At 64.0% G+C, this 18,719-nt stretch carries 18 protein-coding genes; 3 read left to right on the top strand and 15 right to left on the bottom strand.

Features of this window, described 5'->3' with window-relative positions; genetic code table 11:
* Positions 1 to 6: 6 nt before the first annotated feature.
* The 15 genes from NKI39_RS01255 to NKI39_RS01325 form a co-directional block, all read right to left on the bottom strand.
* A complete protein-coding gene (locus tag NKI39_RS01255) occupies positions 7 to 681 on the bottom strand; it encodes an amino acid ABC transporter permease (protein WP_352540469.1) in 675 nt (224 codons plus the stop codon).
* Positions 682 to 790: 109 nt separating this feature from the next.
* Positions 791 to 1,582, bottom strand: coding sequence for an ABC transporter substrate-binding protein (locus tag NKI39_RS01260; protein ID WP_352813744.1), 792 nt, complete (start codon positions 1,580 to 1,582; stop codon positions 791 to 793).
* A gap of 178 nt (positions 1,583 to 1,760) precedes the next feature.
* Positions 1,761 to 2,156 (bottom strand): RidA family protein, encoded by a 396-nt coding sequence (locus NKI39_RS01265; protein WP_352813742.1) that lies wholly within the window; start codon positions 2,154 to 2,156, stop codon positions 1,761 to 1,763.
* Between the two features lie 71 nt (positions 2,157 to 2,227).
* Entirely contained in the window at positions 2,228 to 3,376 is a 1,149-nt protein-coding gene (locus NKI39_RS01270) for an acyl-CoA dehydrogenase family protein (protein WP_352813741.1), read from the bottom strand.
* A gap of 224 nt (positions 3,377 to 3,600) precedes the next feature.
* Positions 3,601 to 4,413, bottom strand: a complete 813-nt coding sequence (locus NKI39_RS01275; protein WP_352830392.1) for an enoyl-CoA hydratase family protein — start codon at positions 4,411 to 4,413, stop codon at positions 3,601 to 3,603.
* Positions 4,410 to 4,880: a MarR family winged helix-turn-helix transcriptional regulator gene (locus tag NKI39_RS01280; RefSeq protein WP_023676834.1), complete on the bottom strand. Its 471-nt coding sequence runs from the start codon at positions 4,878 to 4,880 to the stop codon at positions 4,410 to 4,412. Before NKI39_RS01280 ends, NKI39_RS01275 begins: the two co-directional genes overlap by 4 nt.
* The gene (locus NKI39_RS01285) at positions 4,874 to 5,647 is read right to left on the bottom strand and encodes an SDR family NAD(P)-dependent oxidoreductase (protein ID WP_352830395.1); all 774 of its coding nucleotides are present in this window, start codon (positions 5,645 to 5,647) and stop codon (positions 4,874 to 4,876) included. The genes NKI39_RS01280 and NKI39_RS01285 overlap by 7 nt, the downstream gene beginning before the upstream one ends.
* On the bottom strand, positions 5,644 to 7,938 hold the full coding sequence (locus tag NKI39_RS01290) for a bifunctional salicylyl-CoA 5-hydroxylase/oxidoreductase (protein ID WP_352813735.1): 2,295 nt from the start codon (positions 7,936 to 7,938) through the stop codon (positions 5,644 to 5,646). Before NKI39_RS01290 ends, NKI39_RS01285 begins: the two co-directional genes overlap by 4 nt.
* 143 nt (positions 7,939 to 8,081) lie before the next feature.
* The gene (locus NKI39_RS01295) at positions 8,082 to 8,681 is read right to left on the bottom strand and encodes a VOC family protein (protein WP_352830399.1); all 600 of its coding nucleotides are present in this window, start codon (positions 8,679 to 8,681) and stop codon (positions 8,082 to 8,084) included.
* Positions 8,682 to 8,761: 80 nt separating this feature from the next.
* On the bottom strand, positions 8,762 to 9,592 hold the full coding sequence (locus NKI39_RS01300) for an ATP-binding cassette domain-containing protein (RefSeq protein WP_352448550.1): 831 nt from the start codon (positions 9,590 to 9,592) through the stop codon (positions 8,762 to 8,764).
* Positions 9,585 to 10,475, bottom strand: a complete 891-nt coding sequence (locus tag NKI39_RS01305; RefSeq protein WP_352767129.1) for an ABC transporter ATP-binding protein — start codon at positions 10,473 to 10,475, stop codon at positions 9,585 to 9,587. Before NKI39_RS01305 ends, NKI39_RS01300 begins: the two co-directional genes overlap by 8 nt.
* Positions 10,472 to 11,320, bottom strand: coding sequence for an ABC transporter permease (locus tag NKI39_RS01310; protein WP_352540476.1), 849 nt, complete (start codon positions 11,318 to 11,320; stop codon positions 10,472 to 10,474). Before NKI39_RS01310 ends, NKI39_RS01305 begins: the two co-directional genes overlap by 4 nt.
* The gene (locus tag NKI39_RS01315) at positions 11,313 to 12,320 is read right to left on the bottom strand and encodes an ABC transporter permease (RefSeq protein WP_352540477.1); all 1,008 of its coding nucleotides are present in this window, start codon (positions 12,318 to 12,320) and stop codon (positions 11,313 to 11,315) included. Before NKI39_RS01315 ends, NKI39_RS01310 begins: the two co-directional genes overlap by 8 nt.
* 64 nt (positions 12,321 to 12,384) lie before the next feature.
* Entirely contained in the window at positions 12,385 to 13,911 is a 1,527-nt protein-coding gene (locus NKI39_RS01320) for an ABC transporter substrate-binding protein (RefSeq protein ID WP_352813732.1), read from the bottom strand.
* Between the two features lie 107 nt (positions 13,912 to 14,018).
* Positions 14,019 to 15,593: a phytoene desaturase family protein gene (locus tag NKI39_RS01325; RefSeq protein WP_352540479.1), complete on the bottom strand. Its 1,575-nt coding sequence runs from the start codon at positions 15,591 to 15,593 to the stop codon at positions 14,019 to 14,021.
* Between the two features lie 117 nt (positions 15,594 to 15,710).
* On the opposite strand from NKI39_RS01325, the gene NKI39_RS01330 reads away from it, so the two are divergent.
* The 3 genes from NKI39_RS01330 to NKI39_RS01340 all read left to right on the top strand — a co-directional run bounded on the left by NKI39_RS01330 (position 15,711) and on the right by NKI39_RS01340 (position 18,684).
* A complete protein-coding gene (locus NKI39_RS01330; protein ID WP_352830404.1) occupies positions 15,711 to 16,502 on the top strand; it encodes a cyclase family protein in 792 nt (263 codons plus the stop codon).
* Positions 16,503 to 16,633: 131 nt separating this feature from the next.
* A complete protein-coding gene (locus NKI39_RS01335) occupies positions 16,634 to 18,205 on the top strand; it encodes a phytoene desaturase family protein (RefSeq protein WP_352813730.1) in 1,572 nt (523 codons plus the stop codon).
* A complete protein-coding gene (locus NKI39_RS01340; protein WP_352455076.1) occupies positions 18,205 to 18,684 on the top strand; it encodes a MarR family winged helix-turn-helix transcriptional regulator in 480 nt (159 codons plus the stop codon). Before NKI39_RS01335 ends, NKI39_RS01340 begins: the two co-directional genes overlap by 1 nt.
* Positions 18,685 to 18,719 lie beyond the last annotated feature (35 nt).

Consider the following 18,719-nt stretch of genomic DNA (forward strand, 5'->3'; position numbering starts at 1 on the left):
GACAGATTAGCGGGTCTTTTCGGTTTGAAAGCGGCGTTCAAGGAGGCTGACGAAACGGACCATCGGCCAGAGAAAGATGAGATAGACCAGCGCCGCGCCGATCAGCGGTGAAGGATTGGCATAGAGCGATTGCGCGTTGGTCGCTTCTTTCAGCAGTTCGGGCAGCGCCACGGTGGAAGCGAGCGAAGTATCCTTGAACATCGAAACGCAATTGCTGGTCATTGGCGGAATGACGACGCGGATCGCCTGCGGCAGCACTACCTTGCGCAAGGTCAGCAAGAACGGCAGGCCGAGCGCCTGCGCCGCCTCGAACTGGCCGCGCGGAATGCTCTCTATACCGGAGCGGAACACCTCGGCCGAATAGGCCGCCATGATGATGGCGAAGGCCATCACCGCGGACGTCCACGATGACAGGCGAATGCCGAGGAACGGCAGCGCATAGTAGATCAGGATCAGCACGACCAGCACCGGCATCGCCCGGAAAATGTCAATGTAGCCGACAGCCAGCAGCCGAAGCGGCTTTGGCGCATAGAGCCGCACCAGGCTGATCGCGAGGCCGACGGGAATACCGATGCCGATGCTCATGATTCCGAGCAGCAGGGTGTTCAGGAAGCCGCGCAACAGCGCCGGCAGGCTGGAGACCATGACGTCGGCGTTGAAGAAGGTGTCCAGCAGCGACATCGCAGCATTTCCGAAACGTTTGGCGTCCCGCGACGCTCGAGCCCGAGCCCGAAATCCGAAATCGTGCCGGCATCGAAAGCCGGCACGACATTTAAGCGTGAACTGCCGCTCAGGCCCTCGGCATAGGAGTTTCCTTGACGGTCGAGGAATCGGCAGGTGCGTCGCTGCCGAACCACTTCTTGTGGATCGCGGCCAGCGTGCCGTCCTTCTTCATCGCGGTCAGCGCGTCGTTCAGCTTGCCGAGCAGCGGGTGGTCCTTGGTCATCATCAGACCGTACTGCTCGCCGGTCTTGATGCGCTCTTTTACGGCGAGATCCTTCATCCTGGTGAAAGAATATTCCAGGCCCGGAATATCGCTGACCGCCGCATCGACGCGGCCGGAGCTGAGATCGAGCAGCAAGTTCTGCTGCGTGTCGTAGCCCTTGACGTCACTGAACCCGTCCGCTTCCTGGTGGGCCTTGACCCAGGCTTCGCCGGTCGAGCCGGACAGCACGCCGACGATCTTGCCCTTGAGGTCGGCCTCGGCCTTGATCGGGCTGTCGGCCTTCGCGGCGATGCCCATGTCGGAATCATAGTAGGGCTGCGTGAACGACTGAGACTTCAGCCGCTCCGGCGTGATGGTGATCGACGAGATGGCGACGTCGATGCGCTTCGAGGTGGTGGCGGCGAACAGCGCCTGGAAACCGAGATCGGCGATATCAGTGGTCATGCCGATACGCTTTGCCGCCTCATTGATGATGTCGACTTCGAAACCCTCGAACGTGCCGCTCTCGTTCTTGTATTCAAAAGGCGGATTGGTCGGATAGGCGCCGACATTCAGCGTGCCTTCGGCGTAGGCCGGGCCGCCGGCGATGCCGATGGCAGCAGCAAGAAGCAGCAGGTTGCGACGGGTGAAGTTCATTTTCGTTCCCTCTGGTTGTGATCGGACGGGTTTGGCCCCGCACGGTTTTGATGCGTCAAGTGACGGGACTGCCGGAAAGCCCTCCCGGCACGGCAGTCGCAAGACATCGAATGCTATCCAAAGTACCGCGCTTTTCAAGGCGAAAGTTTTAAGCTTAAAAAATTGCCGCGTGTTGCCGTCACTCCGGAATAACCGCTGTGGCCTGGATCTCAACCTTGGCGCGATCCTCGACCAGCGCCATCACCTGCATGGCGGCCATCGCCGGAAAATGCCGGCCGATCACCTCGCGATAGACCTCGCCGATCCCCTTGAGATTGGCCAAATATTCCGCCTTGTCGGTAAAGTACCAGGTCATCGAGGTGATATGTTGCGGCTTGGCGTCGGCCTCGGCGAGCACAGCAACAATATTGGCCAGCGTCTGCCGCACCTGGCCGACAAGATCATCGGTCTCGAAGAGGCCCTGTCCGTTCCAGCCGACCTGCCCGCCGACGAAGACAAGCTGCCCACGCGCGGCGACGCCATTGGCGTAGCCGACGGGTTTCGCCCAGCCTTCCGGCTGCAGGATGGTGTGCATGTCAAAACCTCCCAATGCTCAAATCCGGTCGCTCAAAACTCGAAGACAATAATTTCACGCAAACTCCCGTCTCAGGCCGCTCCCATCACTTGCCGTGCAATCACCACCTTCTGCACATCGGACGCTCCCTCGTAGATGCGCAGCGCCCGGATCTCGCGATACAGGCTTTCGACGATATGGCCCTTGCGGACGCCGTCGCCGCCATGCAGCTGCACAGCCCTGTCGATCACCTCCTGCGCTTTGTCGGTAGCGAACAGCTTGGCCATGGCGGCTTCGCGGGTAACCCGAGCCGCGCCCATGTCCTTGGTCCAGGCGGCACGATAGACCAGCAACGCGGCGGCATCGACATCCAGCGCCATGTCGGCGATGTGGCCCTGCACCATCTGCAGCTCGGCCATCGGCGCACCGAACAGCCTGCGCTCGGCCACTCTTGTGATGCTTTCGTCCAGCGCGCGCCGGGCAAAGCCGAGCGCCGCTGCGCCGACGGTCGAACGGAACACGTCGAGCACGGACATGGCGATGCGAAAACCGTCCCCGGGTCTGCCGATCAGCGCCGAGGCTGGAATGCGTGCATTGTCGAAGGACAGCCGGGCGAGCGGGTGCGGCGCAATCACCTCCAGCCGCTCGGCAACGATCAGCCTCTCGGTTTCGGAAGGCACGACAAAGGCGGAAAGCCCCTTGGCGCCGGGCGCCTCGCCGGTACGGGCAAAGACAACATAAAAGTCAGCGATACCGCCGTTGGAGATCCAGGTCTTTTCGCCGGATAGGAGATAGCTGTCGCCGTCACGCGCGGCGGTCATTTCCATATTGGCGACGTCCGAGCCCGAGCGCGGCTCCGACAGCGCGAAAGCCGAAATCGCCTTGCCGGCCCGTGTCTTCGCCAGCCAGCTCTGCTGGTCGGGCGAGCCGAACAGGCTGAGCGCGCCAGTGCCGAGCCCTTGCATGGCGAAGGCGAAATCGGCCAGCCCATCATGCCGGGCCAGCGTCTCGCGCGTGAGGCAGAGCGTGCGCACGTCGAGTGCTGCAGGGTTGTCGGTGTCGAGGGCCGTCGGCTTCAGCCAGCCGTCCTTACCGAGCTTGGCCACCAGCTCGCGGCAGGCGGCGTCGACATCGTCATGCGCGACCGGCAGGTTCTTGGCGCACCATGCCTCCAGCCGCTCCGCCAGATCGCGGTGGCGATCCTCGAAGAACGGCCAGGAGAGGAAGGAACGGTCAGGCATTGCTGCCTCCACAATTCTCCGGCCCTGGCGCTCCACGGCGCCCCCCTCTGTCCTGCTGGACATCTCCCCCTCTAGGGGGGAGATTCGCGGCTTCGCTGCCACGGCTCTCCCTGCGATGTTGGAGATTGGCGAAAGCGGGCCTGATATCCAATCTCCCCCCTTGAGGGGGAGATGGCCGGCAGGCCAGAGGGGGGTGCTGTCCCGCCAGCGTGGAAGCGATCATCTCAATTTCCCTCGAACACCGGCTTCTCCTTAGCCACGAAAGCCGTGTACGCCCGCTCGAAATCGCGGGTCTGCATGCAGATCGCCTGCGCCTGTGCTTCCGCTTCGATCGCCTGGTCGAGACCCATCGACCATTCCTGGTTCAGCTGCGTCTTGGTCATGCCATGGGCGAAGGTCGGGCCGGAAACGATGCGCGCGGCCATGTCGAGCGCGTCGGCCTCAAGCGTTGCGGCATCGACCAGCCGGTTGTAGAAGCCCCAGCGCTCGCCTTCCTCGGCACTCATCGTGCGGCCGGTATAGAGCAGCTCGGCGGCGCGGCCCTGGCCAATGATGCGCGGCAGGATCGCGCAGGCCCCCATGTCGCAGCCGGCAAGGCCGACGCGGGTGAACAGGAATGCTGTCTTGGCCTGGGGCGTGGCGATGCGGATATCGGAGGCCATGGCGATAATCGCGCCGGCGCCGACCGCCACGCCATCGACCGCCGCAATAATCGGCTTGCCGCAATTCAGCATCGCCTTGACGAAATCGCCCGTCATGCGGGTGAAGGCGAGCAGCGCCTTCATGTCCATCTTGACCAGTGGGCCGATGATTTCGTGGACATCGCCGCCCGAGCAGAAATTGCCGCCATTGGGCAGGACCACCACAGCATCGACATCATCGGCGTAGACAAGGTCGCGAAATATGTCGCGCAATTCGGCATAACTGTCGAAAGTCAGCGGGTTCTTGCGCTCCGGTCGATCGAGCCGGATCTTTGCGATCTTGCCTTCGACCTGCCAGTGGAAATGCTTCGGCTTGCGGCCGGCCAGCTTCGTCATTCCCGTCCCTCCCAATTGCTGCGGAAGGAGGTCAGCATGCCGGTCAGCCGGCGCGCCTCATCCTCGCTCACATTGCCCAGCAACTCGCCGACCCATTTCTCATGCGCGGCGGCGATCACGGCGAAAATCTTCGATCCCTCTTCCGTCAGCCGCACCATCGAGGTGCGGCGGTCGCCATTGCGTCGGGCCCGCATCACCAACCCTTCCGAGACCAGCCGGTCGATGATGCCGGTGACATTGCCGTTGGACACCAGCAGGAAGCGCGAAAGATCGCTCATCAGCATGCCCTCCGGCGCGCGGTAGAGCGCGGCCATCACGTCGAAGCGCGGCAGCGTTGTGTTGAACTCTTGCCGCAGTCGTTCGCGCAGCTCGGCCTCGATGGTGCGCGAGGCGCGCAGCAGGCGTATCCACAGCCGCAGGCGGTCCTTGCCGGGTCCGGACGGGGCGGGCAGGGGACCGGCTACCATGTCTCACCTCCGGAGATCGAAATCGTCTGTCCGGTAATCGACCGGGCGGCGTCGCCACACAGATAAAGTACCGCGGCCGCAATTTCTTCCGGCTGGATGAAGCGGCCTTGCGGGTTGGTCGCGGCTAGGCTCGTCCGTGCCTGCTCGGACGAGCGGCCGGTCGTTTGGACGATGCGTTGGACGGTGCTCTCCAGCATCTCGGTTTCGACAAACCCTGGGCACACGGCATTCACTGTTATGCCGGACTTGGCGGTCTCGACGGCGAGTGCCCGCATCAGGCCGACGACGCCATGCTTGGCGGCAACGTACGCTGCGACATAGGGATAGCCTTTCAGTCCGGCGGTGGAAGCGACGAAGATGATACGGCCAGTCTTGCGCACTGCCATGCCGGCCAACGCCGGCTTCACCGTCAGGAACGCACCGGTCAAGTTGACGTCGAGCGTGCGCTGCCAGTCTGCCAGCGAGGTCCGCTGCGCCGGGGCACTGCCGGACATGCCGGCATTGGCAACGACGATGTCGAACGCTCCGCGTGCCGCTTCCGCGGCCTCGTAGAGCGACGCCATCGACGTCTCGTCGGTGACGTCGGCGGCAATGGCGAAGATGGACTTGTTCTCCGCGGCAACCTCGGCAAGCGGCTCCACGCGCCGGCCGCAGATGGTCACGTCAATGCCCGCGCCGGCCAGCGCCAGCGCGATCGCGCGGCCGACGCCGGAGCCGCCGCCGGTGACCAGCGCATGACGCCGCGAAATCGTCCCCGCGGCACTCATATTTTCAAGCCCGCTGCCGCTTCGCGTTCGGCCAGCCGGTAGAGCTGGTCGCGGCCGGGCAGATAGGGATCCGGCCATTTGACGCCGCGATCGCCAAGCGTGACGGCCGCGTGCAGCGTCCAATACGGATCGGCAAGATGCGGCCTAGCCAGTGCGACGAGATCGGCGCGGCCCGCCATCAGGATCGAGTTGACGTGGTCCGGCTCATAGATATTGCCGACCGCCATCGTCGCCATGCCGACCTCGTTGCGGATGCGATCGGAAAACGGCGTCTGGAACATGCGGCCATAGACCGGTCTTGCCACGGCCGACGTCTGGCCGGCCGATACGTCGCAGATGTCTACGCCGGCCTCATGCAGCAGCCGCGCGATCTCTACGGCATCGGCCGGCGTCACGCCTTCGATGCCCAGCCAGTCATTGGCGGAGATGCGCATCGAGATCGGCTTCTCGGCCGGCCACGCGGCGCGCACCGCATGAAAGATTTCCAAGGGGTAGCGCATGCGGTTTTCCAGCGAGCCGCCATAGGAGTCGGTGCGCCGGTTGGTCAAGGGCGTGATGAAGGAGGACAGGAGATAGCCGTGCGCGGCGTGGATTTCGAGCATGTCGAAGCCGCAGCGCGCCGCCATCTCGGCCGAAGCGACAAACTGGTCGCGCACCATATCCATGTCGGCGCGGTCCATCGCCTTCGGCACCTGGTTTTCCCGCGACCACGGCACGGAAGATGCTGCCATGACGGGCCAATTGCCTGAGGGCAGCGGCACGTCGGTTCCCTGCCAGCCGAGCCTGGTCGACCCCTTTGCACCGGAATGGCCGATCTGGGCGCAGATCTTGGCCTCGGTTTCGGCATGGACGAACTCGACCAGCCGCTTCCAGGCGACCTCATGCTCGGGCGCATAGAAACCGGGGCAGCCAGGCGTGATGCGGCCCTCCGCGCTGACGCACGTCATCTCGATGTAGAGGAGACCGGCGCCGCCCTTGGCCCGTTCGGCGTAATGGGCGAAATGCCAATCGGTCGGACAGCCGTCGACCGCTTTGTACTGCGCCATCGGTGAGACGACGACGCGGTTCTGCAGCCCCATGCCGCGCAGCCGGAACGGCGCGAACATCGGCGCGCGACGCAGATTGTTGCCCCCGGCGCCGGCCTGGCGCTGGAACCACTCCTCGGCGCCGGCCAGCCATTCGGCATCGCGCAGCCGTAAATTCTCGTGACTGATGCGTTGCGAACGCGTCAGCAGCGAATAGTTGAACTGCACCGGATCGAGGCCGAGATAGCGCTCGACCTCCTCGAACCATTCGAGCGAATTGCGCGCCGCCGACTGCAGCTTCAGCACTTCGGTGCGGCGGGCGTCCTCATATTTGCTAAAGGCGGCCTCGAGGTCTGGCTCGGACTCGACATAGTCGGCCAGCGCCACCGCGCTTTCCAGCGCCAGCTTGGTGCCGGAACCGATCGAGAAATGCGCGCTCGCCGCCGCGTCGCCCATCAGCGCCAGGTTCTTGTAGGACCAGCGTTCGCACAAGACGCGCGGGAAATTGATCCACGCCGAGCCGCGGATATGATTGGCGTTGGTCATCAGCGCGTGGCCGCCGAGATGACGGGCAAAGATGCGCTCGCAGACGGCAATCGATTCCTGCTGCGACATCGCGCCGAAGCCGAAGCGCTGCCAGGTCTGCTCGCTGCATTCGACGATGAAGGTCGCGGTATCGCTGTCGAACTGGTAGGCATGCGCCCACACCCAGCCATGCTCGGTCTTTTCGAAGATGAAGGTGAAGGCGTCGTCGAATTTCTGGTGGGTGCCGAGCCAGACGAACTTGCATCTACGAATGTCGATATCGGGCTTGAACACGTCGACGAAGGCGCCCCGCGCTTTCGAGTTCAACCCGTCGGCGGCGACAACCAGCTCGTGCGTCTCCATATATGGCTTGGGATCGGCGATGTCGGTTTCGAAGACCAGCTTGACGCCGAGTTCGCGCGCCCGCCGCTGCAGCAACGTGAGCAGCCGCTTGCGGCCAATGCCGCAAAAGCCGTGACCGGTCGAGACCGTGCGCACGCCGTCATGGATGACGGCGATATCGTCCCAATAGGCGAAATGCTTGCGGATCCAGACGGCGCTGACCGGGTCGTTTTTGGTCAGGTTCTCCAGCGTTTCGGCCGACAGCACGACGCCCCAGCCAAACGTATCATCGGCACGGTTGCGCTCGAACACCGTGACCTCATGCGCGGCATCCCTGAGCTTCAGCGAGATGGCAAAGTAGAGCCCGGCTGGTCCGCCGCCGAGAACCGCAACTTTCATCGTGCGATCTCCTCTTCGCTTCTGTTTGTCGAGTTTACGCCTGAGACGGATTAATTCAAGCTTGAAGTTTCAGGATTGAAACAATCCGTTCCAGAAACCCAGCTTGCCGGCAGTCGGCTTGCGCAGGCCAGGGACGCCCCGGGCTATTTTTCCGGGTTCTTCGGGCTCCACAGCACCGTCTCCGCATCTTTTTCATAGGCCATGCCATTGGGATAGCTGATCGCTTCCAACTGCAAGCCCCAGGGCGCCTGGAAGTAGAGGATGGTCTGGCCGGCGGCCGGGCCTTCGGTAACCGGCAGCGGTCCCATCCGCGTCTTGACGCCCTTGCCGTCAAGATAAGCTTTTGCGGCGGCGATGTCGTCGACATAGAAGGCGATAAGGAAGCCGCCTATGTCGCTGTTGCGAGGCGTCAGGTCCTTCTGGTCCGGCGCGGTGTATTTGAACAGCTCGATGTTCGACCCGTGTCCGCAGCGGACCAGGATGATCTCCTCAATCACCGCCTTGGGATCGACGCCCAGCAGATCTTGCATGAATGTGCCCTTGTCGTCGGCGAACGGGCCGAACGACATCGCCTTCTTGCAGCCAACCACCTCGGTGAAGAAATCGACCGCCTGCTCCATGTCGGGGACGGTGACGCCGGTGTGGTCGTGGCCACGCATGCCGGGAATGGAACTGGCGTAAGCCGTGCCGATGCCTCCCAGCACGGTGGCGGTGAGCACTGCGTAGCGGATTGCATTCTTCATGTCAGTCATCCTCCATCGCGGGACATTTTGCCGGGTGCACGCCTGAGGCCCGCTCTTTAGCGTGCGAATAGGATTGTGTTTCATGCCGGCGCCTTTGCGGCGGGAAGTAGCCAGGCATCATCGATCTCGGGCAGCGGAATGGCGGCGAGGAGATCGCGCGTGTAGCCCTGCTGCGGCTGCTCGAACAAAGCGTCGGTCGCACTGGCTTCGACGATCGCGCCTTCGCGCATGACGATCACTTGCCGGCAGAGCCGCCGGATCACCGACAGGTCATGGCTGATGAAGGCAACGGTCAGGCCCATTTCGGCGGCGAGTTTTTCCAGCAGCGTCAGGATCTGTGCCTGCGTCGACACGTCGAGGCCTGAGACGATTTCGTCGGCCAGCACGAATTTCGGCGACAGCGCCAGCGCGCGGGCAATGCCGACGCGCTGGCGCTGGCCGCCCGACAATTCATGACGATAGCGGCTGGCGAAGCCTTGCGGCAGGCCGACGCGCTGCAACGCCTCCGCGACACGATCCCTGAGATTGTCGCCAAGCCCGTTCTGCTTGAGCGGTGCTGCGATGATGCTGAAGATGGTGCGGCGCGGGTTGAGCGACGACATCGGATCCTGGAAGATCATCTGCAGATTGCGGCGCAGCGGCCGGAGCTCGGCCTCAGGCAGGTGTGTGATGTCGCGGCCGTCGAAGATGACCTTGCCGGCGCTCGGCTCCAGAAGCCGCACTAAGGCGCGGCCAAGCGTCGATTTGCCGGAGCCGGATTCGCCGACGATGCCGGTCACCGATCCCTTTGGCAGGTCGAAATCCAGCCCTTTCAGGATCTCGGCCAAGGGCGCGCGGCCGATCAGCGGCTTGCGCGTCATGTCGGGCAGCGCGACCTTCAGCCCACGCACGGAAAACAGCGGCTCAGCCATGCGGGCGCCTCCAGGCCTGATCGGCGGCGGCGATCTCCGCGGCTAGCCCGGCCAGTACCGCCTCGTCCACGGGTTTCAGCGAAGCGAAGGGATCGGTGTAGCGCGGAGTCGCGGCCATCAGCGCTCGCGTGTAGGGGTGCTGCGGGGCAGCGAAGAGAGCGGCCGTTTCGGCCTCCTCCACCACCTTGCCGGCATAGAGCACCGAGACCTTCTGGCTGATCTTGGCGACGACGCCGAGATCATGGGTAACGAACAGGATCGCCGTGCCGTGCTCGCGCTGCAGCTGCGCGATCAGCCGCAGGATCTGCTTCTGCACCGTCACGTCGAGCGCCGTGGTCGGCTCGTCGGCGACGATCAGCCTTGGTTCGGCCGCAAACGCCGCGGCGATCAGCACGCGCTGGCGCATGCCGCCGGACAGCTCGTGCGGATAGCATTTGAGGACACGCTCGGGGTCGCGGATCTGCACCTCGTCCAGCAATCGGCGGATGCGTGCATCGGCCTTCTCGCCGCTCCAGCCGAGGATGCGCACCAGCCGGTCGGTCATCTGCGGGCCGATGCGGCGTGACGGGTTGAGCGCGGTAAGCGGATCCTGCGGGATCAGCGCCGTGCGCGCGCCGATCAGCGTGCGCCTTGCCTTTGGCTGAAGCTTGCCGAGGTCCTCGCCCTCGAGCAGCATATCGCCTTCGACGATGCGCACGCTCGAAGGCAGGACGCCAAGCACCGCCTTGCCGATCATCGTCTTGCCGGCGCCGCTCTCGCCGACCAGCGCGCGCACCTCGCCGGGCTCGACGGCGAGCGACACCGAGCGCAGCACGCGCAGGCCATTAGGCAGCACCGCGCTAAGGCTGCGTATGTCGAGGCAGGGTTTCGCCTGCGCGTTCATCGCAGCACCGGATCGAAACGTGCCCTGAGGCCCTCGCCAAACTGGCTGAACGACAGCACCGTCAGGATCAGGGTGACCAGCGGGAACACCAGCACCCACCAGGCCTGATGGATCGACAGGCGACCCTCGGCGATGATGCCGCCCCAGGTCGGGTCGTCGGTCGAGATCGACAGATTGACGAAGGACAGGATCGCCTCGACGATGACGGCAATGCCCATCTCCAGCGACAGCAGCGCGACGATCGACGGCACCACATTGGGCAGCACTTCGCGCAGCATGATGCCGATGCGGCCGTAGCCTGCGATGCGGGCGTTCTCGACATAGTCCATGCGCGACTGGCCCATCGTCTCGGCGCGGATCACCCGGCAGAAGCGCGTCCAGTCGATGACGGCAATGGCAATGATAACCGAGCTCAAGCCGGTGCCGAGCACGGCGACCAGAAGGATGGCAAACAGCACCGGCGGAAACGCCATCCAGACATCGACGATACGTGAGATGATGCGGTCGGCCCAGCCGCCGAAATAGCCGGCGATCAGGCCGAGCGTCGAGCCGACCAGGCAGGCGGCAAAGGCTGCCGCGAAGGCGACGATGAAGGCGATACGGGCACCGAAGATCAGCCGTGACAGAAGATCGCGGCCGAGGCTGTCGGTGCCGAGCCAGTAGCCGGGCTCGGCGCCATCAATCCAGAAAGGCGGCAGCCGCTCCAGCATCAAATCCTGCGCCAGCGGGTCCTGCGGTGCGACCAACGGCGCAAAAATCGCGGCCAGCAGCGCAATCAGCAGCCAGCCGCCGGCCAGCCACAGGCGTGCCCGCGAGCCATGTCTCGAAATGCGGGCCTCATCCATGGCGCAGCCTCGGATTGAGCAGGGCGTACATCATGTCGACGGCAAGGTTGATCAGCACGAACAGCAGCGCGAAGACCAGCACGATGCCCTGGATCAGCGGCAGGTCGCGGTTGATGACGGCATCGATCGCCATGTTGCCGAGACCTTCATAGGAAAACAGTCGTTCGACGATGACCGTGCCGCCGATGAGGAAGGTGAACTGCACGCCGACCAGCGTCAGCGTCGGCAGGGCCGCGTTCTTCAGCGCCTCGCGCAGGATGACCTGCGTTTCCGAAAAGCCCTTTACCCGCGCCAGCACGACGTAGTCGAGGTCGAGCACTTCCTTCAGCGACTGTTTCAGCAGCTGCGAGATGATCGCGGCCAGCGGCAGCGCCAGCGCAATCGCCGGCATCAGCATGTGTGCCAGCAGGTCCCTGGTCAGGTCGAAGCGCAGCCGGACGATGCTTTCGAACAGATAGAATTGCGTGGCGAAGGGCAGGTCGAGCTGCGGCGACACCCGGCCAGAAATGTCGAAGATGGGCACCAGCACGCCAAACAGAAGGATCAGCACCAGGCCCCACAGGAAATCGGGAATCGAGAGTGCCGCACCGCTGGCAATGTCGATGCCGGCTTCGACCGCGGTGCCGCGTTCGCGCGCGCCGAGGATCGCCGTCGTGCCGCCGATCGCCAGCGCCATCACAAGCGCGACGATCGCGAGTTCCAGCGTCGCCGGCAGGCGGTTGAAGACCAGGCCCAGAACATCCTGCCGGAGCGAAATCGAAGTGCCGAAATCGCCCCTGACGACACCTGCCAGCCAGATGAAAAATTGCTGGACGATGGTCTTGTCCAGCCCGTAAAGCGCGCGCAGACGCGCGATGTCGGCATCGGTTGCACCGGGCGGCAGCATCATCGCGATCGGATCGCCTGGCGCGACACGGATGACGACGAAGACGACGACGGCCACGCCGAACAGCGTGATCGCCATCGTCAGAAGACGGATCAGGAATCTTTGCAGCAGCATGGTCGCCCGTGGCGGAAAATGCGCGCCGTCATTCCGGACGGCGCGCGACAAGCCGAAGACTGTCTCAGGCCGGGCTCATCAGCGCCGGCAGAAGTGCGCCCGACACATGCTGCACGACATTGACGCCCTTGGCATGCACGATCGGCTGCGCATACTGGATCAGCGGCAGCACATAGGCCTGTTCGGCGATATATTTGTCGACGGCCTTCCAGCCGGCAATGCGCTTGGCCTCGTCCTTCTCGCCCCATAGCGGGTTGATCATGTCGATCAGGTCCTGGCTGTCCCACACCGAGTGCGGGCTCGGGCCATACATGGCAAAGCCGGTCGACGTGGTGGGATCGCCGATGGCATTGCCCCAATTGTAGAAGGCCGCCGGCGCCAGCTTGTCGGCGGCGCGCAGCTCGTAGTGCTTGGCGATCTCGTAGACCTCGATGGTCGCCTCGATGCCGACCTTGCGCCACATGCCGACGATCGCCTGGATCATCTCGTAGTCCTTGGGCTTGAAGCCCTTGGTCGTCTGTATCGTGAACTTGACCGGTTTTTCCGGCGAATAGCCGGAGGCGGCCAGCAGTTCCTTGGCCTTGTCCGGATTGTGCTCCATCTTGATCGACGCATCGTAGGCCGCGTATTCCGGCGTCTCCAGCGTATCGATGGGCTGGCCGTAACCGCGCAGCAGCCGGTCGACCAAAAGCCTTTTGTCGACCGCCATCACCGCCGCCTGGCGCACGTTCTTGTCCAGCATCACGTCGATGTCGTTGAAGAAGATCATGCCGATGTCGGAAACGTTCTTGCATGAGCCGGCAAGTCCATCCTTGGCGATCAGGCGGTCATACTCCTCATAGGGGATTTCCAGCGTCACCTGCGAGGAACCGGACTCGATCTCGGCGACGCGGCTCGCCGCATCGGTAACGAACTTGATGGTTACGTTCTCGAAGGCCGGCTTGCCGCCCCAGTAGTTCGGGTTGGCCTTGAGCCGCAGGAAGGCGTTGCGCTCGAATTTGTCGACCATGTAGGGCCCGGTGCCGATCGGGGCTTTCTCAAAACCCTCGGCGCCGACCTTTTCGTAATAGGCCTTCGGCATGATGTAGCCGGTCAGGAACGACATCCACTTGAAATACACCGGGTCGAATTGCACGACGTCGCCGGTGATCTTGTTGCCGTCGATCTTGAAGTTGTTGACGTTCTTCCAGACGAACTGGATCGGGTTGCCGGTTTTTTCATCGCCCGCCCGCTGCAGCGACCAGACCACGTCTTCGGCCGTGAATGGCGAGCCGTCATGCCAGGTGACGCCCTCGCGCACCGTCATCATGATCTTGCTGCGACCCTCGTTCCAGCCCCATTCGGTGAGCAGGCCGGGCGCGAAAGAAAGATCCGGCTTCTGCGGGATGAACTGGTCGAACACCGACTGGTACAGACCCTGGATGGTCGGGTTGACCGCTGAAGGCCCGGTGGTCGGGTCCCAGGACGGCAAATTGACATTGTAGGCGATGGTCAGTTCGCCGGCAGCCCTGGCGATTTGCGGCAGGCCGAGCGCCGTGGCGCCAAGTGCGGCCGCGCCATATCCGAGCAATTCTCGTCTGTTGATTGTCATGGTCGTTCCCCTGTTGCTTTTATGCGCGGTGTCGTTGTCAATCGGTGGGTTCAGGCTCCTTGGGCAACCGCGCCTTGTCCTCCTTCACCCTAGATGAAAAATGGAGCCTACCTCCCGCCAAGTTGTTGCGCGAGCATGAAGCCCGACGCCGCCCCGGTGCCGGCGCCGGGCCATGTTGCCGCCCCGGTCAGGTGCAGATTGCCGACCGGCGTGTTCCAGCCAGCGTAACCGCGCGCCGGCCGGAACAGGAAATTCTGCGCCAGATGATGGCTGCCGCAGATCTGGTCGCCGCCGACAAGGTTCGGGTTCTCGCGTTCGAGGTCGATGGGCGAGAACACGGCGCGGCCGAGGATCTTCCGACGAAGGCCGGGCGCATAGCGCTCGATAATGTCGAGGACGCGCTCGGCGTAGTGCTCCCTAGCCTCGTCCCAGTGAGCCACCGCGATCGTGCCCGCCGCATCGCCTGCAATCTCGGCTGGCAGCATGCGCACCTGCACCCAAAGTACGTGCTTGCCGTCCGGCGCGCGCGAGGGATCGACGGCCGTCGGCTGGCCGACGACCAGCACCGGTTCGTCCGGCAGCACCCCTGACATCGCCTGCTGATAGGTCCAGGACATGGCATCGAGCGACGGCGACAGATGCACATAGGCGAACTGCCGAAGCTCGGCACCGGCGCGCCAGTCCGGCAGGTCGTCGAGCGCCAGATGGATCATCAACGTCCCCGGCGCGTGGCGGAATTTTTTCACGGCCGTGTCGAAGCCGGTGTCGCCGGATCCGTTAGGCAACAGTTTCCCGGTCAGCGCCTTGGGCGCTACACCGGCGATGACGGCCTTGGTGGCGGTGTGGGTCTCGCCGGAAGTGAGCCGCACGCCGGTCGCTTTGCCGGCCGAAACCGTGATCTCGGCGACATCAGCCCCAGTGACGATCTTGCCGCCGGCGGCCGTGAGCATGCCCGACAAAGCGCGGATAATCGTGTCGGCGCCGCCTCTGCCGAGCACCATGCCGAAGCACTGGTTGGCCATGGATTCGAGGTAAGGGAACACCGCGCCGCCGGCGATGTCAGGCGCGAAATCGAGATGCATGCCCCAGGTGGCCAGCGTCGCCCTGACATGCGGTGACTCGAAAGTATCCTCGAGCCAGGCGCGGGGTGACGAAAGCAGCAACCGACCTGTATCGAGCGCGCCGGCAAAACCCTTCTTGCGCCAGAGGTTCCAGGCGGTGCCGGCGAGCGCACGGCCGCTCATCGGCGAGCCCAGCAGCCGGAACAGATGCTCGGCCTCCGCCGGGAATGCCGCAACCAGACGGCGCCATGTCTGTGCGTCGGCGTCGGAAAAAGCGGCCATGCGCGAGGCGGTCACTTCCAGGTCGCTGCTGACGCCGAACCAGCGACCGTCGGGGAAGGCGCTGGCAAAACAGTCGGCCACCGGCACGAATTCCAGCCCGTGGGTTTTCAATTCATTTGCATATTTCTTGTGAAAGGCCGAGCCGGCGAACAGGCTGAGATTCATCGCGCCGAAATCGTGCCGGAAGCCCGGAAGCGTCAATTCGCGCGTCTGAACGGCGCCGCCGATCGTTGCATTACGCTCGAAAACTGCGGTTTTCCAGCCTTTGAGCGCCAGATGCGCGGCGCATGCCAGACTGTTGTGGCCTGCCCCGACAAATATGGCGTCGAACTCGCTCACGCCCCGTCCCATTTCCTTTATGCTTAAAGATAATTGCAGATGCATATGTTTTCGTCTAGTAGGATATTAAGGGCCGCGAGAGCCTTCAGCACCATCGAGAAAGAGGGAACAGAGACCATGGACACACAACAACTTTTAGGCGAAGTCGCCGGCCAGCTGCTTTCAGGCGCCATTCAGGTGGTCGACCTGACGGCGCCGCTCGGGCCCGACACACCGCTGATCAAGCTGCCGCCGGAACTGGCGGTCGACACGCCGAAGATCGAGATCCACGCCATCTCCGCCTATGACAAGAACGGTCCGTGGTGGGCGTGGAACTGGCTCAAGCTCGGGGAGCATTCGGGCACGCATTTCGACGCGCCCAACCACTGGATCACCGGCAAGGATTATCCGGACGGCGCCACCGACACCATTCCGGCGCAGAACTTCGTCGGACCCGTCAACGTCATCGACTGTTCCAAGCAAGCGGCAGCCGATCACGATTTCCTGCTCACCGTCGATCACATCAAGGCATGGGAAGCCGAACATGGCGCTATCAACCTCGGCGAGTGGGTGGTGATGCGCACCGACTGGTATAAGCGCAACGGCTCGGAAGCCGAGTTCCTCAACGCCAATGAGACCGGACCGCACACGCCTGGCCCGACCGCCGAAGCCATCCAGTATCTGATTAGCAAGGACATCAAGGGCTGGGGCAGCGAGACGATCGGCACGGATGCTGGAAAAGCAGGGGGAATGGAGCCGCCGTTCCCGGCGCATAGCCTGATGCACAAGGCTAACCGCTACGGTCTCGCCAGCCTTTGCAACCTCGACCGGCTGCCGCCGAAAGGCGCGATCCTGATCGCGGCGCCGCTCAAGATCGAGCACGGCACCGGCAGCCCGATCCGCGCGTTGGCGTTGGTGCCAAGGCAATAGGGTAGCTGCGGTCTTCGGGAGAAGATCATGTGCGGAAGTGGCACTGTGGTGACGGAGTGGGAGCGGCAGCCTTGCAAAGCTGCGGCTCTACGGCGCCGTAGAGCGCCAATCTCTGCTAGGAGCACGCATCGATGAGCGCTCCCGATCACATCGTCGTCGGCAGCGGCATCAACGCGCTGGTCTGCTCGGCGATGCTTGGCGGCAAGGGGGCGAAGGTGCTGGTGCTCGAGCGCAACGACCGCATCGGCGGCTGCATGCGCACCGAAGAAATCACCGCGCCCGGCTTCATCCACGACGTGATGGCGACGACCTTTGTCCTGTTCATCACCTCGCCGGCCTATGCGGCGCTGGGCAAGGATCTGGCGCGGCACGGCCTGGAGTTTTGCAACACCTCCACGCCGACCGGTGTGCTGCGCCCGGACGGCAGCCATGCCGTCCTGCGCACCGATCGTACCGCCAATGTAGCGGCGATCAATGCGCTTGCCGCGGGCGACGGCGACCGGCACGCAAACGATGTCGGCGAGATCGAGCGCAACGCCGGTCTGCTGTTCGGACTGCTCGGTGGCAGCCTGTGGTCCTACCCGACGGCCAGGCTGCTGGCGGGTGAAGCCTGGCGGCGCGGCCCGCGTGGCCTTGCCGCCTTTCTCGGCAGCGCGCTGGTGCCGGCGCGCGGTTGGCTGGAAAGCACCTACCAGTCGGAAACGATGCGCGCGCTGTGGGCGCCCTGGGTGCTGCATGCCGGCCTCGGGCCTGAGGACGCGTTCTCCGGCCAGATCGCCAAGGTCATCGCCTTCGCGCTTGAGGCGGCCGGCGCGCCGATCGTCAAGGGCGGTGCCAGGAATCTGCTGGCCGCCTTCGAGGCCCTGATCAGGGAACGTGGCGGCGAAATCCGCACCGGCGCCGACGTCGCGGCTATTGTCCAAAGCGGAGGCCGCGCCGCCGGCGTGCGGCTGGCTTCGGGCGAAACGATCAACGTGAACAAGAGCGTCATCTGCTCGGTCACGCCGACCCAGCTCTACGAGCGGCTGCTCGGCGACGCGGCGCCGAAAGCAGACGTCGAGGCAGCGCAAAAATACCGCTACGGCAAGGGCAATTTCCAGATCCACTATGCCTTGGACAAGCCGCCGGCATGGCGCGGCGAGGGCCTGGACAAGGTCGCGCTGCTGCATCTGACGCCGGGGCTCGACGGCGTCTCGAAGGCCTGCAACGAAGCCGTGCGCGGCATGCTGCCGGAGGTGCCGACCATGTGCATCGGCCAGCCGCACGCGCTAGACCCATCGCGCTGCCCGGACGGCAAGGCGGTCCTGTGGCTGCAACTGCCCGAGGCGCCACGGCATATCAAGGGCGATGCCGCCGGCAAACTGCAAACACCGGCAGACGGTCGCTGGACCGAGGCGCTGCGCGAAGCCTATGCCGACCGCGCCGAAGCGATCCTTGCCAGCCATATCGATGGGTTCAAGGACAGCGTCATCGCACGCCGCGCCTGTTCGCCGGCCGACCTGGAAGCGATGAACATCAATCTGGTCGGCGGCGACCCCTATGGCGGTTCCTCGGCTATCGACCAGTCGTTTCTGTGGCGGCCGTTCAAGACGAGCCGCAATCACGCCACCGGGGTCAGGGGTCTCTACCACATCGGTGCCTCGACCCATCCGGGTGCTGGCTTGGGCGGCGGCTCCGGCTTTCTCCTGGCGGGGAGGCTGTGATGGAACAGAAGGTTGAAAAGCGCCAGCGCATCTCGACTTTGGGCCAGATCGGCCTGCAGCAATTCGCGCCCTATCTGATGAACCGCATCATGGGCCGCTACAACGCCACCTTGCGTGACAATTTCCGCAAGCAGGGCCTGACCATTCCGCAGGTGCGTACGCTGGCCGTGTTGTCGGTCACCGATGGCGTCACCGTCAACGATCTCTCGGTCTATACCGTCATCGAGCAGTCGACCTTGAGCCGCACGCTCGACACGCTGGAGGGGCAAGGGTTTGTGCGGCGCGAGCAGGGGGTCACCGACAGCCGTATCCGCCATGTGTTCCTGACCGACGATGGCCGCGCCGAGTTCGCGCGCGCCTGGCCGGCCATGCACGACGCTTTCGAGGCAATGTTCGACGATGTCGACGATGCCGAATACGCGGCGCTGATCGCGACATTGCAGAAGATGCTGAAGAACATTCGCAAGCACGACATCTGATCTTACGCGCCGCCATCGGGGCGGTAACGGAAGGA

The organism is Mesorhizobium sp. M0664 (assembly GCF_040320565.1).
In the GTDB taxonomy this organism is placed as follows: Bacteria; Pseudomonadota; Alphaproteobacteria; order Rhizobiales; family Rhizobiaceae; genus Mesorhizobium.